Annotated in this window: 20 protein-coding genes, 1 tRNA gene and 1 pseudogene; 8 read left to right on the plus strand and 14 right to left on the minus strand. The window is 67.0% G+C overall.

Going from position 1 to position 24,390, the window contains the following annotated elements; translation table 11 throughout:
* The first annotated feature begins 11 nt into the window (after positions 1–11).
* A complete protein-coding gene (locus BDW16_RS09105) occupies positions 12–2,267 on the plus strand; it encodes a penicillin acylase family protein (RefSeq protein ID WP_066580786.1) in 2,256 nt (751 codons plus the stop codon).
* A 6-nt stretch (positions 2,268–2,273) separates the two neighbouring features.
* Here BDW16_RS09105 and BDW16_RS09110 read toward each other — a convergent pair whose 3' ends face one another.
* Together BDW16_RS09110 and BDW16_RS09115 are read right to left on the minus strand one after the other, a co-directional pair.
* On the minus strand, positions 2,274–2,753 hold the full coding sequence (locus tag BDW16_RS09110) for a methylated-DNA--[protein]-cysteine S-methyltransferase (RefSeq protein ID WP_066580783.1): 480 nt from the start codon (positions 2,751–2,753) through the stop codon (positions 2,274–2,276).
* A 79-nt stretch (positions 2,754–2,832) separates the two neighbouring features.
* The gene (locus BDW16_RS09115; protein ID WP_241230561.1) at positions 2,833–3,480 is read right to left on the minus strand and encodes a L,D-transpeptidase family protein; all 648 of its coding nucleotides are present in this window, start codon (positions 3,478–3,480) and stop codon (positions 2,833–2,835) included.
* A gap of 243 nt (positions 3,481–3,723) precedes the next feature.
* On the opposite strand from BDW16_RS09115, the gene BDW16_RS09120 reads away from it, so the two are divergent.
* A complete protein-coding gene (locus BDW16_RS09120) occupies positions 3,724–5,526 on the plus strand; it encodes an aminopeptidase P family protein (RefSeq protein WP_066580781.1) in 1,803 nt (600 codons plus the stop codon).
* Positions 5,527–5,587: 61 nt separating this feature from the next.
* Here the strand turns inward: BDW16_RS09120 and BDW16_RS21785 are convergent, their stop codons facing one another.
* Complete coding sequence (locus tag BDW16_RS21785) at positions 5,588–5,713, minus strand: hypothetical protein (RefSeq protein WP_255265777.1); 126 nt, start codon at positions 5,711–5,713, stop codon at positions 5,588–5,590.
* Between the two features lie 103 nt (positions 5,714–5,816).
* Here BDW16_RS21785 and BDW16_RS09125 point away from each other — a divergent pair.
* Positions 5,817–5,891 (plus strand) — tRNA-Thr (locus tag BDW16_RS09125).
* A 138-nt stretch (positions 5,892–6,029) separates the two neighbouring features.
* On the opposite strand, the gene BDW16_RS09130 is transcribed toward BDW16_RS09125, so the two are convergent.
* The 7 genes from BDW16_RS09130 to BDW16_RS09160 all read right to left on the minus strand — a co-directional run bounded on the left by BDW16_RS09130 (position 6,030) and on the right by BDW16_RS09160 (position 17,165).
* Entirely contained in the window at positions 6,030–7,445 is a 1,416-nt protein-coding gene (locus BDW16_RS09130; RefSeq protein WP_174532074.1) for an efflux transporter outer membrane subunit, read from the minus strand.
* A 23-nt stretch (positions 7,446–7,468) separates the two neighbouring features.
* On the minus strand, positions 7,469–10,642 hold the full coding sequence (locus BDW16_RS09135) for an efflux RND transporter permease subunit (RefSeq protein ID WP_066580780.1): 3,174 nt from the start codon (positions 10,640–10,642) through the stop codon (positions 7,469–7,471).
* Positions 10,643–10,715: 73 nt separating this feature from the next.
* Positions 10,716–11,990 carry an efflux RND transporter periplasmic adaptor subunit gene (locus tag BDW16_RS09140; protein ID WP_066580778.1) on the minus strand — a complete coding sequence of 425 codons (1,275 nt, stop codon included), beginning with the start codon at positions 11,988–11,990 and terminating at the stop codon, positions 10,716–10,718.
* Positions 11,987–12,394, minus strand: coding sequence for a hypothetical protein (locus BDW16_RS09145; RefSeq protein WP_066580776.1), 408 nt, complete (start codon positions 12,392–12,394; stop codon positions 11,987–11,989). The genes BDW16_RS09140 and BDW16_RS09145 overlap by 4 nt, the downstream gene beginning before the upstream one ends.
* A gap of 335 nt (positions 12,395–12,729) precedes the next feature.
* Positions 12,730–13,341 (minus strand): TetR/AcrR family transcriptional regulator, encoded by a 612-nt coding sequence (locus BDW16_RS09150; RefSeq protein WP_066580773.1) that lies wholly within the window; start codon positions 13,339–13,341, stop codon positions 12,730–12,732.
* A 126-nt stretch (positions 13,342–13,467) separates the two neighbouring features.
* Positions 13,468–14,793, minus strand: a complete 1,326-nt coding sequence (locus BDW16_RS09155) for a dicarboxylate/amino acid:cation symporter (RefSeq protein ID WP_066580771.1) — start codon at positions 14,791–14,793, stop codon at positions 13,468–13,470.
* Entirely contained in the window at positions 14,790–17,165 is a 2,376-nt protein-coding gene (locus BDW16_RS09160; protein WP_066580769.1) for a TonB-dependent receptor plug domain-containing protein, read from the minus strand. Before BDW16_RS09160 ends, BDW16_RS09155 begins: the two co-directional genes overlap by 4 nt.
* A gap of 127 nt (positions 17,166–17,292) precedes the next feature.
* Here BDW16_RS09160 and BDW16_RS21310 point away from each other — a divergent pair, with 127 nt between their 5' ends.
* The gene (locus BDW16_RS21310; protein ID WP_157081429.1) at positions 17,293–17,463 is read left to right on the plus strand and encodes a hypothetical protein; all 171 of its coding nucleotides are present in this window, start codon (positions 17,293–17,295) and stop codon (positions 17,461–17,463) included.
* A 1-nt stretch (position 17,464) separates the two neighbouring features.
* Here BDW16_RS21310 and BDW16_RS09170 read toward each other — a convergent pair whose 3' ends face one another.
* Positions 17,465–18,208, minus strand: a complete 744-nt coding sequence (locus BDW16_RS09170) for a LytTR family DNA-binding domain-containing protein (RefSeq protein WP_066580763.1) — start codon at positions 18,206–18,208, stop codon at positions 17,465–17,467.
* A gap of 48 nt (positions 18,209–18,256) precedes the next feature.
* Positions 18,257–20,185 carry a TonB-dependent receptor domain-containing protein gene (locus BDW16_RS09175; RefSeq protein ID WP_066580761.1) on the minus strand — a complete coding sequence of 643 codons (1,929 nt, stop codon included), beginning with the start codon at positions 20,183–20,185 and terminating at the stop codon, positions 18,257–18,259.
* 329 nt (positions 20,186–20,514) lie between these two features.
* On the opposite strand from BDW16_RS09175, the gene BDW16_RS09180 reads away from it, so the two are divergent.
* The 3 genes and pseudogenes from BDW16_RS09180 to BDW16_RS09185 form a co-directional block, all read left to right on the plus strand.
* Positions 20,515–20,679, plus strand: coding sequence for an enolase C-terminal domain-like protein (locus BDW16_RS09180; protein ID WP_083954410.1), 165 nt, complete (start codon positions 20,515–20,517; stop codon positions 20,677–20,679).
* Positions 20,680–20,685: 6 nt separating this feature from the next.
* The gene (locus tag BDW16_RS21790; protein ID WP_255265776.1) at positions 20,686–20,820 is read left to right on the plus strand and encodes a hypothetical protein; all 135 of its coding nucleotides are present in this window, start codon (positions 20,686–20,688) and stop codon (positions 20,818–20,820) included.
* A gap of 316 nt (positions 20,821–21,136) precedes the next feature.
* Positions 21,137–21,747, plus strand: a pseudogene (locus tag BDW16_RS09185) (IS110 family transposase); the annotation flags it as partial.
* Between the two features lie 18 nt (positions 21,748–21,765).
* On the opposite strand, the gene BDW16_RS09190 reads toward BDW16_RS09185, so the two are convergent.
* On the minus strand, positions 21,766–23,412 hold the full coding sequence (locus tag BDW16_RS09190) for a hypothetical protein (RefSeq protein ID WP_066578833.1): 1,647 nt from the start codon (positions 23,410–23,412) through the stop codon (positions 21,766–21,768).
* Positions 23,413–23,861: 449 nt separating this feature from the next.
* Between BDW16_RS09190 and BDW16_RS21945 the strand changes: the two genes are divergently transcribed.
* Entirely contained in the window at positions 23,862–24,071 is a 210-nt protein-coding gene (locus BDW16_RS21945) for a hypothetical protein (RefSeq protein WP_066578836.1), read from the plus strand.
* A 141-nt stretch (positions 24,072–24,212) separates the two neighbouring features.
* On the opposite strand, the gene BDW16_RS21315 is transcribed toward BDW16_RS21945, so the two are convergent.
* Positions 24,213–24,380, minus strand: a complete 168-nt coding sequence (locus BDW16_RS21315; protein WP_157081407.1) for a hypothetical protein — start codon at positions 24,378–24,380, stop codon at positions 24,213–24,215.
* Between the last annotated feature and the right edge of the window lie 10 nt (positions 24,381–24,390).

Raw genomic sequence — 24,390 nt, forward strand, 5'->3', positions numbered from 1 at the left:
GGAGCAGGCGTATGAAGCGGGCGATGATGGCGGGCGCAGCATTGGTGGCGCTGGCGGGGACGGCGCAGGCGCAACGCTACGAGGCGAGGATCGTCCGCACCCAGCATGGCATCCCGCACATCACCGCCAAGGACTGGCGCGGCGCGGGCTACGGCATCGGCTATGCCTATGCGCAGGACAACCTGTGCATGATCGCCGAGGAATTCGCGACCGTGGCGGGCGAGCGATCGCTGCATTTCGGGCCGAAGGAGAGCGCGACGCTGGGCTTCCAGAAAGTCGACAACCTGAGCTCCGACCTCTTCTTCCGCAGCGCGATCGACCTGCCCGCGCTGCGCAAGGGCGTACGGGCGCAGGGCGCCGAGGCGATGGCGATCGTCCAGGGCTATATCGCGGGCTACAACCGCTACCTCCGCGACATCGGGCCGCAGGGCGTGCCCGCCGAATGCAGGGGCAAGACGTGGGTGCGGCCGATCACCGCTGACGATACCCTGCGGCTCAACGAGAAGCAGATGCTTCTGGCGAGTTCGCTGGCGCTGGCCCCTGGCATCGCCAATGCGGTGCCGCCGGGAACGGCCAAGCTAGCGGCGCTGAGCCGTGCGGTGCTGCCCGATTTCAACAAGCTCGAAATCGCGAGCAACGGCTGGGCGTTCGGCGGCGACGTCACCGCCGACGGCCAGGGGCTGCTGGTCGGCAACCCGCATTTCCCCTGGCACGGCCCGAGCCGCTTCTGGGAGATGCACGTCACCATCCCCGGCAAGATCGATGCGGCAGGTGCGGGGATCGCGGGAACGCCCTTCCCCACCCTCGGCTTCAACCGCGACATCGCCTGGACGCATACGGTGACCGCGGCGCGGCACTTCACCCTCTATCAGGTCGCGCTCGACCCCGCCGATCCGACATCCTATCTGGTCGACGGCAAGCCGGAGAAGATGACTGCCCGGACGATCCGCGTGCCGTTGCCCGACGGCAAATCGGTCGAGCGGACGCTCTATTCGACACGCTTCGGGCCGGTGGTGACGATGCCGCAGGCGATGGTGAACTGGACCGACAGAATCGCCTTCGCGGTGCGCGACGCCAATCGCGGCAACCAGCGCGCGGTCGGCACCTGGCTGAAGATCGCCCGCGCCCGCAATGTGGGCGAGATCCGCGACGCGGTGACGCAGAGCCTGGCGATCCCATGGGTCAATACCATCGCCGCCGACCGGCATGGCGACGCGCTGCACGCCGATGTGACCGCGGTGCCCAATGTCCCGGCCGCGAAGATCAAGGCGTGCGCGACCCCGCTCTCACCCGCCGTGGCGCGAGCGGCGGTGCTGCTCGACGGGTCCAAATCCGCCTGTGCCTGGGATGAGGCAGCAGGGGCATCGGTGGCGGGGCTGATGCCGGCGCGCGACCAGGCGATCTACCAGCGGCGCGATTACGTCGCGAACATGAACGACAGCTATTGGCTGAGCAATCCGCGCGTCCCGCACCCACCGCTGTCGCCGATCCTCGGCGCGGCGGAGCAGCAGGTGAGCCTGCGCACGCGATCGGGCTTCATCGAGACCGACGCGCTGATCGCGGGGGGCAAGGTCGACCACAAGCGCGCACAGGACATGGCCTTCGCCAACAAGAGCCTGGCCGCCGATCTCGCGCTCAAACCGCTGCTGACGCTGTGCGCCGGCAAGGCCGACGTGGCCGAGGCGTGCACGGCGCTGGCCAAATGGGACGGGCGCTTCGAGAATGACAGCCGCGGCGCGTGGCTGTTCGACCGCTTCTGGATGAAGGCGCGGAACATCGCCGGCATCTGGTCTGTGCCGTTCGACGTCAAGGACCCGCTGCATACGCCGCGCGACCTGGTGACCACGGGTGACACGGCAACGAAGCTGATCGCGACCCTCAAGGCGGCGGCCGAGGAAGTGACCAAGGCGGGCGTGGCGCTCGATGCGCGCTGGGGCGAGGTCCAATATGCCCCGCGCGGAACCGACCGGATCCCAGTCCATGGCGGCGACGGGCAGTTGGGCGTGCTCAACGTGCAGATATCCGATCCGGCACCCGGCGGCGTCTCGCCCCGGCACGGATCGAGCTATGTGCAGGTGGTCGGCTTCGACGCCGAGGGGCCGGTGGCGGATACGGTGCTCAGCTACTCGCAGTCCCCGAACCCGGCATCGCCCTGGTATGCCGACCAGACGCATCTCTATGCCAGGAAGGCGTGGGTCCGCTTCCCCTTCACCCCGGCGCAGATCGAAGCGGCGAAGGTCGGGGAAGCGGTGACGATTAGCGAGTAGGCGGCGTCAGGCGGCTTCGAGGTCGAGCAGCAGGCGCTTGGCCTCGAGCCCCCCGGCAAAGCCGGTGAGCGCGCCGTTGGCGCCGATCACACGATGGCATGGCGCGATGATCGAGACCGGGTTGCGGCCATTGGCGGCGCCGACCGCGCGGCTGGCGGTGGGGCGGCCGATCTGGTCGGCGATCTGCGCATAGCTGCGCGTTTCGCCGAACGGGATGGTGAGCAGCGCCTGCCACACGCTGCGCTGGAAGTCGGTGCCGCGAAAATCGAGCGGCACGTCGAAGGCGCGCAGCGTGCCGGCGAAATAGCCGTCGACCTGCATAGCGGCGCGGGCAAGGATCGGGTGACCGGCGTCCTCGACCGTGGGGCCGAGCGGCACGCGGCCGGGGCGCTCATTGGGCCAGAGGATGGCGACGAGGCCCGTGTCGCTGGCGACCAGGCGAAGCGTGCCGACGGGCGAGGCGATGTCCTTGTGGGCGAGGGTCATGAGAAATCTCCTGCGGATATGCTCCGCAAGTTAGGCGTCTTGCAAATGAGTTGCTTCCCGCAGGTTGCGGGCAAACCGATCAGTTGCCGATCACGCCGCCCATGCCGAGGCGCTTGCCGCGGGTGATGATCACGCGATCGCCGAGCTTCGCCTGCGCGAAGATCAGCTTGGCGAAGGGCAGAGGAACCCCGATGCAGCCATGCGTCGCCGCGCCCATCTCGACCTCCGACGCGTGGATCGCGACGCCGTCATTGGTGAGGCGCATCATATACGGCATCGGCGCGCCGTAGAGGTTGGAGATATGGTGCACCTTCTTCTGCGTGATCTTGTGCACGCCGAGCGGCGTCGGCTTTTCGTCCGCGCCGTAGAGGATCGCAGTGGCGCCGATCTCGTACCCGTCGCGGAACACCGACATCGTCTCGGCCTCCAGATCGATGGTGATCGTCAGCGGGCCGTCGGCCGGAACATCGTCGGTGTTCCAGAAATACTCGCCGAAGCGGATCGGACCGGGGATGTCGAGGATGCGCTTGACAACAAGCTGAGGCTCGGCCGCCGGCTCCGCAGGTTTGGGGGCGGGCGGCTTGGCAACGGGCCTGGGCTGCGGTGCGGCGGCGACAGGCCTGGCGGGCGCAGGCGAACTGCCGGGAACGAGTGCGGCGGCACCCATCGCGGCGGCCACACCGCCGACGAGAAGCCCGGTCCTGATCGCCCAACCACTCCAACGCACGCGCCGACTCCTGCAAAACGTCCCGCCATGATCCGCGATTCGGGCGGCGGGGGCCACCCCCGATTTCCCGGCGTTCCATGCTGGCACAGGCCGAGGAGCCGTTAACCGGGCCCTTCGCCCCCTTCCCAATGGCACGCGATCGGCCTAGCCATTCGCCATTGCCCGGACGGCTTCACAGGCGGCACCGCCGCACCCAGATAAGGGATGGAGCCGCCGGACCACGCGCTTTTGAGGATCACGAGAATGTCCACCTATGCCGATCGCCTGAACGCACTGCGTGCGCAGCTGAAGCGTGAGCAGCTCGACGGGTTCGTCGTGCCGCTGACCGACGAGCATATGAGCGAATATGTCGGTGGCTATGCGCAGCGGCTGGGCTGGCTGACCGGATTCCAGGGCAGCGCTGGCAGCGCAGTGGTGCTGCCCGAAGCGGCGGCGATCTTCACCGATGGCCGCTATACACTGCAGGTGCGCCAGCAGGTCGACGGCAATCACTGGGAATATGTCCCGGTCCCGCAGGTAAGCATCGCCAGCTGGCTGGGCGAGCATGCGCCGCAGGGCGGGCGGATCGGCTATGACCCCTGGCTGCACACGCGCGGCTGGGTCGAGGAAGCGCGCAAGGCGCTGGCCGAGAAGGGCGCCGAGCTGGTCGCGGTGGAGCGCAACCCGATCGACGCGGTGTGGGACGACCGGCCCCTGCCCTCCGACGCGAAGCTGAGCGTTCAGAGCGACGATGCCGCCGGGCAGACCAGCGCCGCCAAGCGCGCCGGGATCGCCGATTGGCTGGCCGAGCGCAAGGCCGACGCGGTGGTGCTCTCCGCGCTCGATTCGATCGCCTGGGCGTTCAACGTGCGCGGCACCGACGTCAGCCACACCCCGGTCGCGCTCGCCTATGCGATCGTCAATTCGGACGGCACCGCCGATCTGTTCGTGGCGAAGGACAAGGTGGGTGAGGACGTCGCCAAGCATCTGGGCAATGCGGTGCGCGTCCACGACCGCAGTGCCTTTGCCCCGGCGCTCCAGCAGTTCGCTGGCAAGCGCGTCGCGGCCGATCCGGCCGGGTCGGTGGCAGCGATCTTCGACGCGCTCGATGCGGGCGGCGCGAAGATCCTGGCGGTGCGCGATCCGGTGGTGCTCGCCAAGGCGATCAAGAACGAGGCCGAGATCTCGGGCCACCGGGCAGCGCAGGCGCGCGACGGCGCGGCGCTCGCGCGGTTCCTCAAATGGGCCGAGGCGGAAATGCCCAAGGGCGGCGTGACCGAGATCTCGGCGGCCAACCGCCTGCAGGCATTCCGCGAGGAAACCGGTCTGCTCAAGGACCTGTCGTTCGACACCATCTCGGCCACCGGCCCCAATGGCGCAATCCCCCATTACAAGGTGACTGAAGAGTCGAGCCTGCCGGTCGAGAACGGCCAGCTCTATCTGGTCGATTCGGGCGGCCAGTATGAGGACGGCACCACCGATGTGACGCGCGTGATCCCGGTCGGCGAGCCGACGCAGGAAATGCGCGACCGGTTCACCCGCGTGCTCAAGGGCCATATCGCGATCGCCACCGCAGTGTTCCCGGCGGGCACGACCGGCGGGCAGATCGACAGCTTTGCCCGTCGCCCGCTTTGGGAAGTCGGCTGCGACTATGGCCATGGCACCGGCCATGGCGTCGGCGCCTATCTGTCGGTGCATGAAGGGCCGCAGCGCATCGCCGCGCCCAACTATCCGGGCGGCGGCCCCGCCGAACCCCTGCGTGCGGGCATGTTCCTCTCGAACGAGCCCGGCTATTACAAGGCGGGCGAGTTCGGCATCCGCATCGAGAATCTGGTGCTAGTGATCGAGAAGGACATCCCCGGCGCCGAATCGCCGATGCTCGGCTTCGAAACGCTGACCTTCGCCCCGATCGAGCGCGACCTGATCGAGCCGGCGCTGCTCACCGAGGACGAGCGCCGTTGGCTGGACGCCTATCATGCCAAGGTTCTTGAGGTCCTCGGGCCGCAGCTCTCACCCGATGAGCGCGTGTGGCTCGAGGCCAAGTGCCGGCCGATTACCGCGCGCTAGCAACCCGTCACCCCGGTCTTGTGCCGGCTCCCAGCCCAAGACCGGGGGTGACGCAGGGGACTCAGTCCTCGTCCCGCTTGGATGCTTCGCGGTCCTGCGTATCAACCGCCCGCGCCTGCGCCTTGCGCTTGCGCAGATTCTCGCGGAGCGCGGCGGCAAGGCGGGCCTTCTTCTCGGCATCATTCATGGCGCGATGCGATAGACCCGGGGCACGCGCCCTGACAACCGGGTTGACAAGCGGCTGGCCCTGCGCAAAAGGGCCGCTCCCGCGCGGGCCCTGCCCGCCGAGTGCTGCCGTAGCTCAGTGGTAGAGCGCATCCTTGGTAAGGCTGAGGTCGTGAGTTCAATCCTCACCGGCAGCACCATTTTCCCGACGCATCGGAATGATTTCGCCTTCGGGCGCAGCTGAGCGATCGGCGCCGCATGAATCGCGACCGGCCGGCCCCGCAGCCGCCGAAGCGGTGCAGAGCCGGCCGGGACAGGCCTGACGAGAGCAGGTACGATCAGCTGACCGCGCGCGCTCCCCAGCCGCCTGCCAACGCCTTGAACAGATTGATCTGCGTGGTCGCGATCCCGGCATCGATCGCGGCCAGCTCGGCCTCGGCCTCCGCGAAGCTGCGCTCTGCGTCAAGCAGGACGAGGCCATCGACCTGCCCTTCACGTTGCTGCGCGCGGACGATGCGTGCCGCCTTCTCCGCGGCATCCCGCGCGGCCTGGAGCGCGATGCGCCGGTCGAGCGTGCGGGCATAGGCCGACAGCGCCGTCTCGGTCTCCTGCAGCGCGCGCAGCACGGTGCCGTCGAACTCGGCGAGCGCCGCGCGGCTGTCGGCTTCCGCTCCGGCAACCTGAGCGCGGGCACGCTCATGGCCGGTGAACGACCAGTTGATCAGCGAACCGAGCAGCCAGCGCAGCGGCCCGCCGCCGAACACGTCGCCGATATCCGGTCCGGTCGATCCGATCGAGCCACCGAGCGTGACACGCGGATAAAGGTCGGCGGTCGCCACCCCGATCCGTGCGGTCGAAGCAGCCAAACGGCGCTCGGCAGCACGAACGTCGGGACGACGTGCGAGCAATTGTGCACCGTCGCCCACCGGGATCGGCTGATCGAGCCGCAGCGTCGCGACGCGCTGCGCCGCGATCTGCGGCAGATCGGCCGGCACGCGGCCGGTGAGCGTGGCGAGGCGGAACAGCGCGGCATCGCGCTCGGCGGCGAGCGCGGGAATGTCGGCCCGGCGCTGGTTGCGCAGCGTCGCGATCCGCGCGGTGTCGAGGCTGGTCGTCAGCCCGACCTGATGGCGCCGCTCGGTGAGCGCCAGCGACCGGTCGAGCAGCGCGACGATGCGTTCGGCGACCGCGATCCGCTCAGCGGTCGCAGCCGCATCGGCATAGGCCCGCGCAGTCTCCGCAGTGATCGCGACGCGCACCGCTTCGACATCGGCTTCCGCTGCGCCGAGATCGCCGCGTGCCGCCTCGACGCCGCGCGACACGCGGCCGAACAGGTCGACTTCATAGGAGACCTCGAGGCCAGCATCGATCGACCAGTCCTCCCGCGGCGCGCCCGGCGCCCGCTGCCCCGCAGGCGAGCGACCATAGTTGGCGCCGGCGCTGACGCCCGCGTCGGGCAGCCGGTCAGTTTTGACCGCCCGCAGCGCCGCGCGCGCCCGATCAAGCCGGGCGACCGCGACGCGGATGTCGGTGTTGGCCGCCTGCGCGTCGGCGATCAACTGGTCGAGCACGGGATCGTCGTACAGCTTCCACCACTCGCCCTGCACCGGGGCGAGCGGATCGACCGCGGGGCCGGTAGCGGCGACGAACTTGCCCGCTGCCGCGGACGGTGTCTGGGGGGCGGCATAGTCGGGGCCGGTGGCGCAGGCGGCAAGCGTCAGCGCCGAGACGGCAGTCATCAGATTGCGAAGCATGATTTGCTCCTTCCTTTCTCGGTTCACTCGGCGGGCTGCACTTCGGCCACCGGGGTACCGCCGCGCGGGCGGCGCTTGATCCGGTCGGCGAGCGCGCGGCACGCGACGTAGAAGGTCGGGGTGAAGATCAGGCCGAAAGCGGTGACGCCGATCATGCCGTAGAACACCGCGGTGCCCAGCGCCTGACGCAGCTCCCAGCCGGGACCCGATGCCGTCACCAGCGGCAGCACGCCCAGGATGAAGGCGAAGCTGGTCATCAGGATCGGCCGCAGCCGGACCCGTGCCGCCTCGACCGCCGCCTGCAGCGCGGTGGCACCGCGTTCCTCGGCCTGCTTGGCGAACTCCACGATCAGGATCGCGTTCTTCGCGGCAAGGCCGATCAGCACGATCAGGCCGATCTGGGTGAGGATGTTGTTGTCCAGTCCCCGGAAGTTGACGCCCAGCATCGCGGCGAGCAGCGTCATCGGCACGATCAGGATGATCGAGATCGGCAGCATCAGGCTTTCGAACTGCGCCGCCAGCACCAGGAAGACGAACACCACCGACAGCGCGAAGATCAGCACCGCGATATTGCCCGCTGCCTTCTGCTGGAAGGCGAGATCGGTCCACTCAGCCGAGAAACCCTGCGGCAGATTCTTGGCGATCACCTCCATCTTCGCCAGCGCCTGGCCGGTCGAGTAGCCCGGCGCGGTGTCGCCATCGACCTCGACCGCGGGGAAGAGGTTGAAGCGCGTGACGCGGTACGGCCCCGTCCGGTCCTCAAAGGTCGCGACCGCACCGATCGGCACCATCCCGCCTGCGTTGGAGCGCGTCTTGAGCTGGGCGATGTCCGCCGGATCGTCGCGGAACTGCGCATCCGCCTGTGCGGTCACGCGGAAGGTGCGGCCGAGCAGGTTGAAGTCGTTGACATAGGACGAGCCGAGATAGACCTGCATCGCCTCGAACACGCGGCTCGCGGGCACCCCGAGCATGTCGGACTTGGCGCGGTCGATGTTCGCATAGATGCGCGGTGTGGCGGTGTTGTAGAGCGTGAAGACGTTGGCGAGTTCCTTGCTCTTGTGCGCCTCCCCGATCACGCCGCCTGCGGCCGCTTCGAGCGCCTGATAGCCGGCATCGCTGCGGTCCTGCACCATCATGCGATAGCCGCCACCATTGCCGACGCCCTGGATGACGGGCGGCGGAATGACGAAGACGAACGCCTCGTTCATGTCGGCGAGGGCCGCACGCATGTCGTTCTCGATGTTGAGTTCGGTGCGGTCGGTGCCGGCACGCTCGGCGAAGGGCTTGAAAGTGACATAGGCAGCACCGGCGTTGGATGCCTGAGTGCCCGACGCACCGTCGAAGCCGGAGAACATCACCGCCGCCTCGGTGCCGGGCACCTCGAGCAGCTTCTTCACCGCCTTCTTGAGCACGCGGTCGGTCTCCTCGATCGAGCTGCCCGCGGGCAGCTGGATCGCGGCGAGCGCATAGCCCTGGTCCTGCGCGGGAATGAACCCGGCGGGGGTCGCGGTGAAGATCAGGCCGGTTGCGACGACGAGGCCGGCATAGGTGGCGAACATCCGCTTGGGGGCGGAAGCGAAGCGCCGGGTGATGCCGGCATACCAGTCACCCAGCCGGTCGAAGTTGCGGTTGAACCAGTTGCCGGCCCGCCACACCACACGCCGCCAGCCACTTGCCGGCGCCTCTTCCGCCTTGGGGCGGAGCAGCAGCGCGGCAAGCGCGGGCGACAGCGTGAGCGACAGGATCAGCGAGATGATCGTCGCGGCGGAGATCGTCACCGCGAACTGGCGATAGAACTCGCCGGTGATGCCGGTGAGGAAGGTGGTGGGCACGAACACGGCGCACAGCACCAGCACGATCGCGACCAGCGCCGCCGACACTTCGTCCATCGACTTGTGCGATGCCTCGCGCGGAGAGAGACCGTGTTCGAGGTTGCGCTCGACATTCTCGACCACGACGATCGCGTCGTCGACGACGATACCGATGGCGAGGACAAGACCGAACATCGACAGCGTGTTGAGCGAGTATCCCAGCCCCGCCAGCACCGCGAAGGTACCGATCAGCGAGACGGGAATCGCGACGATCGGGATGACCGCGGCACGCCAGCTCTGCAGGAAGACGAGGATGACGAGGACGACGAGCAGCACCGCCTCGAACAGCGTCTTCACCACCGCGTCCATCGATTCGCTGATGAACTCGGTCGGGTTCCAGATGATCCGGTATTCGAGCCCCTTGGGGAAGCTCTGCGACGCTGCCGCCAGCTCGGCCTTGACGCCCTCAGCCGCGGCGAGCGCGTTGGTGCCCGGCCGCTGGGTGATGCCCATGATGATCGAATCCTGGCCCGAGAGATAGGCGTTGACGCCATAATCCTCGGCGCCGAGCTCGACGCGCGCCACGTCGCGGACGCGCGTGATCGCGCCCGACGGATCGGTGCGGACGATGATGTCGGCGAACTCTTGCGGAGTCTTGAAGCGGCCCTGCGTCTCGACGCTGAGCTGCTGCGCGGCGCCGGTATCGAACGGGGGCTGGCCGACGGTGCCGGCCGCGACCTGGATATTCTGCGCCCGCAGTGCCGCGACGACTTCACCTGCAGTGAGGCCGAGCGCCGAGGTACGGCCCGGATCGATCCACACACGCATCGCATAGTCGCGCGCGCCGAACACCTGGACGTCGCCGATCCCGTCGATACGGGTCAGCCGGTCCTTGATCTGGGTGAGCGCATAGTTGGAAACGTAGCCGCGATCGAGCGAGTTGTCGGGCGACAGCACGTTGACCGCCATCAGCCAGGACGGCGAGGTCTTGCGCACCACCACGCCCTGCCGCCGGACTTCCTCCGGCAGGCTGGGCTCGGCGAGCGCGACGCGGTTCTGGACCAGCACCTGAGCGGTATCGAGATCGGTGCCGAGCTTGAACGTGACGGTGATCGTGACCCGCCCGTCACCGGTCGACTGCGACGACTGGTAGAGCATGTTGTCGACGCCGTTGATCTGCTGCTCGATCGGCGCGGCCACGGTGTCCGCCACGGTCTCGGCCGAGGCGCCGGGATAATTGGCGCTGACCGTGACCGTCGGGGGCACGACGGCGGGGAATTGCGACACCGGCAGCCCGAAATAGGCAAAGGCGCCGATGATCGTGATGAGGATCGCGATCACGCCCGCAAAGATCGGGCGGCGGATGAAGAAATGACTGAAGCGCATCGGGCAAAGCCTTGGCTGGCCCCGCCCGCGATCACGCGGGCGGGGTGGTTTTCGTCGTCAATGTGCGGCGGCGTCAGCGCGCGGCGATGGTCGCCTGCGAGGCCGCGGGTTCGTTGATCACTGAGGGCGGCTGGGCGGCCGGAGCGCGCGGCAGCTCGATCCTGCCCATGCGCTCGGTCACCTTGGCGCCCGGCGCGACCATCTGCAGCCCCTGGATCACCACCTTGTCGGTCGGCGCGAGGCCGGCGCGGATGGTGCGGAGATTGCCGATGCGCGGACCCGGCGTCACCTGCCTTGCGGTTACAGTGCCGTCCTTGCCGACGACGAAGACGACCTTGCGCGCCTGATCGGTGCGGACGGCGGCATCAGGAACCAGCAGCGCGCGTTCGGGCGATCCGCCGGTCAAGCGCATGTTGCCGAACATGCCGGGGGCCAGGAAGTAATCGGGGTTGTCGATCACCGCACGCGCGCGGATCGTGCCCGACTGGGCGCTGATCCCGTTATCGGTGAAGTCGACCCGGCCCTTCCAGTTATAGCCGCTCTCGTCCTGTAGCCGGATCTCGACCTGCTGCGGCGCGGCCCCGGACTTCGATCGCTCGCGCTGCGCCTTCAAATAGAGCGCTTCGGAGCTGTCGAAGGTGAAGTAGATCGGGTCGAGCGCATTGATCGTGGTCAGCAGCGTGCCGCCGCCGGCATCCGCAGTGGAGACGAGGTTGCCGGCATCGACGCGACGATCGGAGATGCGTCCGGTGATCGGCGCGCGGACCTGGGTGAACTGCACGTCGAGCGCACGGCCGCCGACGCGGGCCTGCGCTGCCGCGAGCGAAGCGCGCGCCGCGCGGACGCGGGCGGCGAGACGATCGTAATCGCTCTTCGACACCGCATCCTCGGTCAGCAAGCGGCTGGCACGCGCGAGATCGGCATCGGCCAGCGCGAGATCGCTCTGCGCCTGTGCCACGCCAGCCCGCGCTTCATTGAGCGAGGCGGTGAACGGACGCGGGTCGATGGTGAAGAGCAGCTGGCCCTTCTGCACGATCGCGCCGTCGGTGAAGTGCACCGCGGTCACCGCCCCGGAAACGCGTGGACGGACCTCGACGCTCTTCGACGCTTCGAAGCGGCCGACATGGTCGTCCCACTGGGTGAGGTCGCGTGCCAGCGGCGTCGCGACGGTGACGGTGGGCGGGGGCGGCGCGGCAATCGCCGGGCTCTCGCGGTTGAAGACGCCGACGCCGACGCCGATGGCGACGAGCGGCAGCACGACCGCCGACGCGCGCTGCCACAAAGGCAGGTCACGGAAACGGCGCTTGGGAAGATCTTCGATGGGTTCGATACGGGTGATCATGTTCATCGCGAATTGCTCCGGCGCTTGACGCGCGCGCTGACGATGCTGCCCGCAAGCAGCTCGTACTGTTGAAGGGTGAAGCCGGCGGCGACGAACGCACGCACGGCGGATTCGGCAACGCGATAGCCATGGTGCCAGGTCAGCACCGCGAGGCGGCGCAGCGCCTCCAGCTTCGGGTCGGCGAGCTTGGGATTTCGGGCGTCCCCGAAAAGGTTGCCGAGCGCGACCGCCATGCGGCTGGGGTTCCGCAAGGTGGAGAGCGGATCGCGCTCGGCAAGGGCGACCACCGACCATTCGAGCGCAGTGAACTGCGCGCGTGCAGCGAGGTTGGCGGTCTTGGGGGACGGTGCCGCGGGCGGGACAGCGGCCGGAAGGTCCGCGCCGGCTTGGGCAAAAGCGAGATAGGCCATGGTCGTGTCTCCTCTCTGCGCACCGGGCGAGCGCCATCGCTCACCGGCACGCGGTGTTTTCGGTTTTGCTTTCCGGCGGACGCAAACCCTCACACGGCGAAGCACATGCTCACCGGGTTGCGGCCGGAAGTGGATGTCGGATGGACCGGGCGTCAGCGCCCGATGTCAGCCTTCAGGAAATCGTACATCGCCGCATCGTTTCCCTTTCGATGCCCTGGGGCGCCCCCGGAAGGTTCACCCATCTTCTATACCACCCGGTATAGAAATCGTGCTGCGTTGCGTCAATGGCTTTTCGTACCGCTCGATATATTTTTATCGATAGCGGCTGAAAGCCCTTATTTGGACGGCCACATCGCCATGCTGGTGTCGATCAGCCGCTCAAGGTCCGAACGCGTCGCGCCGGCCCCTGCCTGAACCGCCATCCCCTGCATGATCGCGTAGAGGAAGCTGGTCAGCCCCTCGACATCGGCGCTGGCGGGCAGATCGCCCTCCGCCTTGGCGCGTTCGAGCCGCTCGACCAGCGCACGGCGCGCGACCTTGCCCCGCTCGAGGACTTCCTGACGAATGCACTCCGCCTCCTCGCCGCACGCAACCGAACTGATCACACCGAGACAGCCATGCGGCTCGCTCTTGCTCGTCTGGTTCCTCATGCTGCCGTTGAGCAGGTGCCGCGCGACTTCACGCGCGGTCGGCTGTTCGAGCGACGCGCCGATATAGCAGAGCTTCTCCTGCTCGTAGAGGTCGAGCGTCTTGCGGAACAGGGCTTCCTTGTTGCCGAACGCGGCATAGAGGCTGGGACGGGTGATCCCCATCGCCTCGGTCAGATCGTTGAGCGAGGCGCCTTCATAGCCCTTGCTCCAGAATACGCGGAGCGCCGCAGCGAGTGCGGCATCGACGCAGAATTCCCGCGGACGACCTTTGGCGGGGAGAGTAGCAACGCTTTCCATATCGGGCGGTATATAATTCAATGGAGCCCATAATACAACTCCGGTCGAGGACCGTAACAGCCCCTGCCAATTGCTTGACTTCACACACTGAAAGCCGCGCACTGCGGAAGCTGCGCCAGATAGCGGTCAGACGGGTTGAGGCAGCGGCCCGACGCCATCGAAGCGCGCTTCGTCCAGCACCCCCTCCCGCCTCGCCACGATGGCCGGCACCAGAATCTGCCCCGCGACGTTCACCGCGGTCCGACCCATATCGAGGATCGGGTCGATCGCGAGCAGCAGACCGACGCCTTCAAGTGGAAGGCCAAGGGTCGATAGGGTCAGAGTCAGCATCACCGTCGCACCGGTCAGTCCTGCGGTCGCCGCCGATCCGATCACCGATACGAAGGCGATCAGAGCATAGCTCGCAGGGGTCAGTGCGATCCCGTAGAACTGCGCGACGAATATCGCGGCGATGGCGGGGTAGATCGCCGCGCAGCCGTCCATCTTGGTCGTCGCACCGAGCGGAACCGCGAAGGCGGCATAGGCCCGCGGCACGCCGAGCCGCTCGGCGGCCGCCTCGGTCACCGGCAGCGTGCCGAGCGAGGAGCGCGAGACGAAACCGAGCTGGATCGCCGGCCATGCGCCAGCGAAGAAGCGCAGCGGACTCAGTCCATTGGCGGCGAGCAGTGCAGGATAGACCAGAGCGATCACCAGCAGCAGGCCGAGATAGACCGCCCCCGCGAACGCACCGAGCGCCGACAGCGCGTCCCAGCCGTAACGCGCGACCGCATCGCCGATCAGCGCCGCGCTGCCGATCGGGGTCAGCGCGATCACCCACAACAGCAGCCGGCGGAAGAGCGCGAGCGCCGAGGCGTTGAAGGCAAGGAAAGGCTCCCCTTTCTCGCCGATCCGCACTGCCGCTGCGCCGACCGCGACCGCTGCGACAATGATCTGCAGGATGTTGAACGACAGCGTGGTGGTCGCCCCGCCGTCGGTCAGCGTGGTCGAGGCAGTGATGCCCAGGAAGTTGGCGGGCACCAGCCCCTTGAGGAAATCGAGCCACGATCCGCTCGCCGCAGGTGCCCTGGCCGCAGACGGATCGATCCCGGCATGCAGCCCGGGCTGCATGACCAGACCGAGCACGATCCCGATCGTGACGGCGATCAGCGCAGTTGCCGCGAACCAGAACAAGGTCCGCCACGCCAGCCGCGCGGCATTGTCGAGATCGCGCAGCGCCGCGATAGAAGCGACGATCGCGGTGAACACCAGGGGCGGCACCAGCGCCTTCAGCAGCTGGACGAAGATCTGCCCGATCGTGCGCAGCCCCTCCCCCAATGCCGCGCCCGCAACCTGATCGGGGCCGAGCGTCCGCGCGACAAGCCCGAGCAGCAGCCCGAGCGCCATGCCCGCGAGCACCTGGACCCCGAACGACGGCAGCCGCCGCCGCGCACCGGCTGCCGTCGCGTCGCTCACCAGCTCAGGCCCAGGCGTGCGTAGAGGTAGCGGCCGTTGAACCCGAAGGGCGAGTAATAGGGGAAACCGAGCACGCCGCTGGGCGCATTCAGGGCGGCCGACACCCGGTCGGGATAGACGTCGAACAGATTGTTCACGCCGAGCGCGATCTCAGGACCCTTTTGCGCACGATAGCGGAGTTCGAGATCGGTGATCGTATGCTTGCCCGTGTGGATGTCGCCCGCAGGGGTGGTTCCAGGCTGGGTCACGTCGCCGTAGTAGGTCGCCCGCACCGTCGCCCCGAGCGGGCCGTTGGCCCAGTCGATCGCACCCGAAACCTTCTCCCGCGGCGTGCCTTCCTCAAGCGTCAGCACGCGATTGCGGCCGAACAGAGCGGTACTCGGCCGGCGGGTCAGTTCGACATCGTTGAAATTGCCGGCGAGCGTGAAGTCGAAGGTCCCGGCGGCCGCAGTCGGCAGCTTGTAGCGCGCGACGACGTCGATACCCTTGGTCGTCGAGCGCAGGCCGTTGATGAAGAAGCGCGCGGCGCTGATGTTGGGCATCGTGGTGACCGGGATGTTCTCCGACAGCGCGATCTGATCGCGCAGCTTGATCAGATAGCCGTCCACGGTCAGGTCGAACCCGCCGAAGCGCAGCACGGTGCCCGCCGAGAAATTGGTCGAACGCTCGGGCTTCAGCGCGCGTGCGCCGAGCGAGGCGACGCGCGGATCGTTCGACGGGAAGGTGCCGGTCTCGATCACATTGCCGCCGGAGATGACCGACGAGATCGACGTGAAATATTGCTGCTGCAGCGACGGTGCGCGGAAGCCGGTCGACACGGTCCCGCGCAGCGCGATGGCCGGGGTGATGTCGTAGCGTGCCGAGACCTTGCCGGTCGCGATCTCGCCGAAATCCGAATAGGTTTCGGCACGGCCCGCCAGTCCGATCAGGAAGCTGTCGGTGAGCTGGGCCTCAAGATCGAGATAGATGCTGCCCGAACGGCGGCTGCGCTCGATCGCGTTGAGCGGCGAGAAGCCGGCGAAGCCTTGCGCGATCGTCGGCGCGCCAGGGACCGCTCCAGTCGCAGGCGCCGAATAGGAAGCCGGCTCGCCCGGCGTGATCTTGTAGCCCTCGCGCCGCCCTTCGAGACCCCAGGCGACGTTAAGCGATCCCAGTACGTCGAACCGGCGCGCCACGTCGAGGCCGGCGGTCCATTGGTCGTAGATCACCGCGCCATCGTAGAAGCTGTGCGGCGAGGCAGCGCCCCAGGAGAAATTCGCCGAGTTTTCGGTGCGGAAGCCGACCTTGTTGCGGCCATAGCCCGCGGTCAGATCGACCGACCAGCCAGCGACCTCGCCCTTGATGCCGAGCGCGGAAGTGAGGTTCTCCGAACGCGTCTCGATCAGCGGCAAGAACCCGTTGGGATAGCCGACCGCGGCGAGATACTGCACGGCGGCGGCATTGTTCGGGCGCGGGAAGGCCGCACTCGACGTGTCGCGCTGCTGATAGCCCGCCCAGCCATAGACTTCCCATTCGTCGCCCAATGGCGCGCCGGCATTGGCGAACAGCGTGTACTGATCGACCTTGGGATCGCCGAAGCGGCCCTGCGGCGCAATGCCGTTGGCACCGGTGGGGGCGTTGGGCGCGGGCGCGTCGGAACGGTTGGTCGGGTTGCGATGCACATATTCGCCCGACAGCGTCAGGAAGCCCTCGGCGCCGAGCGCGATCCCCTGCCAGCCGGCAACGGTGACGGCGGATTCGCCGCTGACACTCCGGTTCGCCCGGGCCGTTTCGACATCGGTGTTATAGAAACCATAGGTGACGGTCGCCCCGCCGCCCGAGCGCGCTTCGCGCAGCCGGAGGTTGATGACGCCGGCGATCGCGTCGGATCCGTACTGCGCCGACGCGCCGTCACGCAGCACCTCAACCCGGTCGAGCGCTGCGGTCGGCACGGTGTTGAGATCAACTGCCGCCGCGCCGCGCCCGACGGTGCCGTTGACGTTGAGCGAGGCCGACGCATTGGTGCGAACGCCGTTGATCAGGACCAGCGTCTGATCGGGCGACAGGCCGCGCAGCGTCGCGGGGCGGATCGCATCGGTGGCATCGGTCGCCGCCGGACGGGCGAAGCTGACCGAGGGCGCGAGGTTGGACAACGCCTGAGCGAGTTCGGTGGTGCCCTGCTGGCGCAGGCCGTTGACCGAGAGCACATCGACCGGCGAAGCGGTGTCGAGCCGCGAACGGCCGGCGGCGCGCGTGCCGGTCACGACGATCTCTTCACCCGAACCGGCCTGGCCGGCCGCGGCATTGCTCTCCGCTTCCTGCGCAGCGGCATAGGCGGGCGTCCACGCCACCACAGCAGCGGTGGCGGCGAGCTGGAACTTGAGTCTACGCATGGGAACCCCTTTCAATGAGGGCATTCAAATCATACTTCGAGGATATGATTTGAAGCCTAGAAAAGATGTCCGCCGTTCAACGCCAACTTTGCCGGCCACGGCGGCGCACCGGCCGTGGCGCCTCCGCGTGATCGAGCTGGCAGCGCTCGTCGGCACCGCCGATATCGTCGAGGCGGAAGAGATCGAGACGTCGAAAATCTCCGCGCGTACGCTGCTCGTCCGCGCGCGCGAGCTTTCCTGTCTCGCCGGCTTCCGATCCGAAGTGATCCGGATCGAACGGGCACTGGCCGAAATCTAGCTCATTGCAGCGTGCGGCTCGCGAGATTGTTGGCGTAGCGGCTGGAGACCGGAAGCCTGCGGCCGTTGAGCAGCGCGACCTCGACCACGCCCTTACGGTCGCGCACCAGCAGGTCGATATTGCGCCAGGGCACCAGATAGGAGCGATGGACCCGCACGAACCCTGCCTTGCGCAACACGCGCTCGGCATTGGCCATGGTCTGCCGCCACACCACCGTCCGCTGTTCGGTGTAGAGCTCGACATAATTTCCGGCTGCGCTTGCGAACAGGATCTCGGCGGGCGCGACCGGCGGATCGTCCCCCGCCGGGGTCAGGTCGCGCGCCGCCTGCGCGGGTATGGCGAGCGGGTAGAGCAGCGCCCCCAGCAGCGCCGCTCCGAGCAACGGCAACCGGCTGAAAAAGGCCCCTTCCAGATCGGACCCGAGCCTCAGCGCAGCGGCAGCGCTGGCAGCATAGGCGATGCAGCCCAATCCAAGACCGAGGACAAGCAACCGCGAGCGTCCGCGAACCGTTCGCGCGCCGCGTTCGAACAACATCGCCCCCGCGACCCAGGGGCTCAGCGTCGCCAGCGCCCAGAACAGGCTCCCGGCCAGCCCCGAGCGCTCTTCCGTGAAAGCGAGTTCGTAGAGCAGGCAATAAGCCATTCCCGCGGGGAACAGCGCCAGCGGCGCAAGCTGCCTGAGCAGCCCGGGCGCAGCCCCGGCGCGGCCCGGAACCTCTGCGAAGCGCACAATGCCGTCTGTCATCGTTCCCGCATCCCTTCCCATGACGGATCATCGCCCGGCATTACCATTTCAGAACCGCTTGGTGACCAAAATACGCCAATGCTGGCCGGTGACCGGCACCAGCGGACCATAAGGCGTGGCATAATAGCCCTTGCGGTCGAACATGTTGACGAGCTGCGCCCGCAGCGAGAGACCGGTACCGGTCCAGTCGTAGCGTGCGCCGAGATAGCCGAACGGCACGCCCGCCGCCTCAGTCGTGCTCACATTGTCGCGGCGGCGGCGCCCCTCGTAGAGCAGATAGGCGTCGAGGCTCCAGCGGTCGGTCAATCGGTGTTCGAACGCGACGGTCGCGTTGAAACGCGACACGCCGGGTGCCATCGGATTCACCGCCCCGGCATCGACCAATGCGCCGGAAACCCGGGCCTGAAGGAGGTTGGCGCCCAGCACCACGGTGGTCGCGCGCGTCAGCTGTCCGGTAAGCGAAGCCTCCACGCCGCGATGACGGACGGTGCCGACCGGCGCGTAGACCGAATCCGGGCGGAGGCCGTAGATCGGCTTGCGGATGTCGAACCCGGCGAGGATGAAGCCGAGACCCGGCGTGATGTCGAACCGCGCGCCGATCTCGTACTGGCGCGCCTCAACCGGAGGAAGCACCGCGCCGCGATTGGCCGCCGCATCGGGGGCGATCCCCGACTCCTCCAGCCCCGAGACGTAGCTGGCGAAGACCCGCCATCTCGCCGCCGGGCGCCACAGCGCCGACGCGCTGTAGAGCCAGCTTTCGTCGGTCTGCGCCGACCGGCCCCCACGCGTATCGCGTAAGCTTTTCGCATAGCGGTTACGATGGGCGCCCAGACGGAGCTCGAAGGCATCGCCCGCCGCTAGTTCATAGGTCGCGCTTAGAATGGTCTGGTCCACCTGATCGCGGCTCAGCGGCACGTCCACCGGCAGCATCGGCCGCGCAACGGCGACGGGTCCGTCCGCGGCCGTGAAGCGCCCTGCGGGAACGGCGATAGCATCGGCGCGATGGCTCACCGAATTGCGGTGCCGCAACGCCACCCCGGCACGGTGCGTAGCCCCGCCAAAGGCAAAGGTGCGGAACGCCTTTACCTCGACCGAGTCCGAACGCGCATCGGCGGCGGGCGTATGGTACAGGGTGCTGGTGATGTTGCCGGCACGATCGATCGCCAGCACCGTGGTGTCGCTACGCCCGGAATCGCGCATCGACCGCACTGCCGATACACCCAGCGTCCACCCGCCCGTCCGGTGCTCGATCAGCGCACCGAAGTTGCGGCTCAGGACACGCGCGCGGGCCCAGTCCGGGCTGTAATTGTGCCGGTCGCGCAGCGGCGGCGGCATCCCGCTCCCATCAGCAAGCACCGCAAGATCCCCGTCATGCGACTGGCGGCTGATCCCGCCGAAGATGCGCAGGCGCGTTGCAGGCGCGGGCGACCAGCGCAGCACCGCACCCGCATCGTATCGCGCGCCCTCCTGCCCGGCCGACCATTTCTCGTCCGGGCTGACAAAGCTGTGCGCAACCAGCCCCCATTCGCCATTGCCACTCACCAGGCTTCCCAGCGCCTCGACACTCGGCGAGCCGAACCCGCGGCTCCCCGCCGTGATCGACAGCGCGCTTTGCTCGCCCGGCTCGCGGAGCCGGTAACCGACCACGCCAGTCGGGATGGGCAGGTCGAGCGCGGTTGCCGCGATACCGACATTGATCGACGAACCGGACACGAGCGACTCCGACGGCAACGCCGCCGGGTGGAAATAGAAGCCGTCGATCCGGAACGACCCGCCGGTCGAGATCAGATCGAACCCGCGCGTCTGATAGGGGCTGTAGAGCCCGACCTGATTGATCCCGACGCTGGCACCGAACGCGTCCTCGGCGGCGGTCGCGGCACTATCCTGCGCGCCGCTTTCGCCGTCCTGAGCGGCGGCTGGGGTTGCGAGCAGCAGGGCGGCGATCCCGCAGAAGCGGGTCTGGGCAGAAATCGACATGGCCGGAACATCCTCTTGAATAGGGGTCCGGGGCAGCGCTTGCTCAGCGCGCGTCAGCCAGCAATCGCGCTGGTGCGGCGGGACGAAACTTGTGACGAAGGGACGAAAAACCGATGCGCCCCGGAGGACCAAGCATGTGGTTGGCAAAAGGCTTTCGTCGGCCCCACTCAAACCCGGCTTGTCAGCCGCAAGCTATCGAGCAAGGCGCATCGCGCGCAGTCCACCGGAATCGGGGACGATCCGCACTCGCTCGCCCTTCTTGAGCGCGAGCTTGATGTTGGCGCCGCCGCTTCGCACGCGAACCTGACCGGCGCTGTCCGAAGGGCGGGATCACCGGCACGCTCAAGGCCTGCCATATTGCCGAGGCGCACGGCATGAACTGCGAGCTGCACATCACCACGATGGGGCCGATGGACGTCGCCAGCATCCATGTCGCCTGTGCGGTGCGGAACTTGGAGTATTTCAAGCTGTTCTTGCCCGACGACACCTTCTAGTTGCCGATGAAGCAGAGCCTGCGCGACATGATGGACGTCGACGGCAATATCCATGTTCTCGAAGACTTGGGCTTAGGGAGCGACATCGACTGGGACCGGGTCGAGGACAGCCGCACCTCGAAGCGCATTTTCCGCGCCTGACTGCGCCGGCGGGTCCGGATTCGATGAAGCCCGCGGAGGGCGTAGGTGGCGGAGCGGGAGAAATCTCCACTTCTTTAGTAACGCATTGGTTTTTCATACGAATAATTTCTTGCATTCTCATCTCCCTCACATTTCTCTCCACACTTTAGCGCGAGATTTCACGTCGCAGGGCGACACGACTCGCGTCCGCTTTGCGCCCCAATTCCAGCCGTTCGCCCTGCCCGCGGTGCGTCCTGAAAGATCCCATGGCGAGGGTGGATAGCGGCTGACGCTCTGTCAGAGTGCGGTTGCTGACCCTAACTCTGTGGAGGCAACCATGCTTGTAGCAGATCGACCCCTCGCGCCCGTCGCTATCCGGACTGATCTTGGCGCGATCTTCGTTTCGATGGAACTGAGTAAATCGACTTGGCTGGTGACGTCGCTATCGCCTGGTGCGGGCGAGCGGATGTCGAGGCACACGATCCGTGCCGGCGACGTCGCTGAGCTCTTTGAGCGTTTTGCCCAGCTGAGGGCGAAGGCGAAGAAGCGAGCCGGACAAGACTTCGCTGTCATCGTTATCCACGAGGCAGGTCTCGACGGGTTCTGGATCCATCGTGTGCTGCAGGAAGAAGGGATCGAGAGCCATGTCGTCGACCCCGCATCGATCGCGACGTCACGTCGCCGGCGTCGTGCCAAGACCGACAAGATCGACGGCGAAGCGCTGGTGCGGGCGTTGCTTGCCTACAAGCGAGACGAGCCGCGTGTCTGCGCGATGGTTCGCGCGCCGAGTGTCGCCGAGGAGGATCAGCGACGCGTGAACCGCGAGCGCAGCGTGTTGATGGGCGAGCGCACCCGGCACATCAACCGGATCAAAGGCCTGCTCTTCTCGCAGGGTATCACAACTTATGAACCAATGCGCCGGGATCGGCGGAGCGGCTCGACGAGCTTAGCTCCATCATCTGACGCTCAGCTCTCGTAATAGACCGGCCCCAACGCGTCGATTACAGAGACGGCATTGAGCGCGTCGACTTGACCCTCGCCATCGCCCAGCAGACGGATGGTCAGTTCGGTCTTATAGCCGGTCAGCGTCTGGTTCATCGGCACGCCGTTTCTCGTCTGCGTTAGATAACGCTGGTAATCGTTCCGCGCGATGACATGGAAATGCGCCTTGCCCGCCTCCCGCGCGAGTTCGGCAGCCCGAAGCAGGGTCATTTCCTGAACCACCGCGCCGGAGGTGGTGTTACCGGTATATTCTACCTTGACCGAACCGTCCTCGTTCAGGGTCGAGCGGAAGCCCGCCGTGCGGTCAACCCCGCCGAGCAAGCTCGTGCCCATCGAAACCGCCGCGCCGACTAGCGCGCCGAGGATATTCGGGCGCGATTTCTCGTAGTCGATCAACTTGCGCTGCGACTCGGGACGGATCAGCAGACTGCTCGCCATTCGGGAAAGGTGCGCCGGACCGCGTTTGGCAGCAGGCCCCAGTGCAGGCAGATCAGGTGAGCCCACGGCGCCCGCAGCACGTGCGGCGGCATAAGCGGCGTGGAATTCTTCCGTCACCGGGGTCGCGCGCAATTGCTTGCCCTGAAGCGCGGCGGCTGCATCGGCGAGCCGGCCCTCGGCGATGGCAACGCGGGCATCGACCAGACCGGCCAAGGGTTCGAAATGTTCGGCGCGCACCATTTCGACCAACAAGGTGACGATATCCTTAGGAGCCGGCTTGCCGTCCTTGCCCTGTGAATTCCCAGCCGGGCCGGCGGCGTCGAGCGCGGCGCGGGTCGCCTCGACCCAGGCACGGGCGGCTGCGGGCTTGCCATGGGCGGCAAGCGCATAGGCCTTGGTCATTGCCCCGCTGACGGGGGCCGACCACTCGGACAACAGCGGTGCGATATTCCCGCCATTGGTCATAATCGCGTTGAGCGAAGGTGCTTCGGGCATGACCACCGAGGGAGTTCCAGCCGAGGCCGCCAGTTTGGCGAGGTCGCCGGGCTTGGACGCGAGCTGCGAGAACATGCCCCGAGTAGCTGGATCGATGCGGGCAAGGCCCTGCCAGATCGCCGGATCGGCCGGCTTGTCACCATTGGCGGCGCGGAGCATGCCTGCGACCCGCTGGACCTCGAGCGCATAGGTGCGCTTGGCCGCAGCCGTTTCAGCCAACGCCAGCGCTGCCTTACGGTCGCCCGTTTCGTTCAACGCAAGGGCGCGCAGCAGATCGAGCGAGACGCCCATGCTGCGACTGTAGAAGAAATCGCCGGCGTAAGCCTTAGCTGCCTCTTGGGCGGCGTCGAGATCGGCGAGCGCGCCGACGGCATCCCCGAGCTGCAGCTTAGCCGCAGCGCGGGCGCGCATCATGTGGGCGCGGCGCAGTGTCTGTTGGGGCAGCAGTTTCCCGCTTTGTAGTGCGCGGTTGCACGCGGCCAGAGTCAGGCTGGGTGCGTCGCGACCGCCGAAGCTGTAAGAAGGGAAAGTCGCCTCGCCCCGCATTCCGTCATCGCTGCCCTTGGGTTTCTTAAGCCCGTCGCATTCGGAGAAATCCTCCGATACGCCCGCATATGCGGGCACGGCGATTCCGAGCGCAAGCGCAGTAAGCCCGGCGCGGGCGAACATCGCTTTCATATTGTGCAACCCCCTTGCAGCCCCTATTCCGCAAGTGCTTCGCACCTAACGGCGAAGCGATGTCTAATCCGGATTGTCGGGGAGCGGCAATCCAGAAACCCCTGCACTTGTGCTCCTGACAGAATGCCCACTGGCGCACTGGTCCTGCCTCACCTTGCCACTGGTTGCGCCGGTGTTACGAGTAGCGCGAGGTCGTGGGCCATAGTCAGTTCTTTTTTGCGCAAAGGCTTGCTCAGACGGTTTAAACCCGCGGCCTCACCCCGGGAAGCCGACACACTCGGCGGCTAAGCGCCCTCATAGCCGCCATTCAGCGGTTCCCCTGGTAGTCCCAAAAGATGGTGTATCGCGGCGGCTACGCTCCAGCGGTAGGTGGGGTTGCAGCCCTTCACATAGCATGCCTGGATCGGGGTCGAGCCTGACCTCGGGCATCGAGAGAAGGAGCAATTGCGATGGCGCATTTCGTAGGTCTGGATGTTTCGGTGAAGGAGACGGCGGTGTGCGTCGTCGATGGCGCCGGCGAGGTGACGCTGGAACGGAAGGTTGCCTCCGAGCCAGATGACATTGTGGCGTTGCTCGTGTCATCGGGTGTGGACTACCGGCGTGTCGGGATCGAGGCAGGCCCACTATCTTGGGGCGCCAGTCCGGGCGATCACCCATAGCCTGTTTGAGTTCAAACCAGCGATGTAGGAAAGCGATAAATCAGAGCTGCACAGAAACTATGACCCCGAACGAAGAACGCTGGGCCGAGGCGCTGGCAATTGAGCGTATCCATGGCGAGGCCGCCTGCAATTTAATCGTGGCTAGTAGATCACTCCGATCGTGATCCCGAAACGATGTTCATCAGCCAGCGACTTGCGTTCGATGCCATCGACATAGGTCAGGCCAATGTCGAATCCGACATCGTCGCTCCACCAGCGATAGGCGAGGCTGCCCTCGAACCGATCTATATCGGGACCCTTGCCGGACACCATCGCAAGG

This window comes from Sphingomonas koreensis (assembly GCF_002797435.1).
Taxonomy (GTDB): Bacteria; Pseudomonadota; Alphaproteobacteria; order Sphingomonadales; family Sphingomonadaceae; genus Sphingomonas; species Sphingomonas koreensis.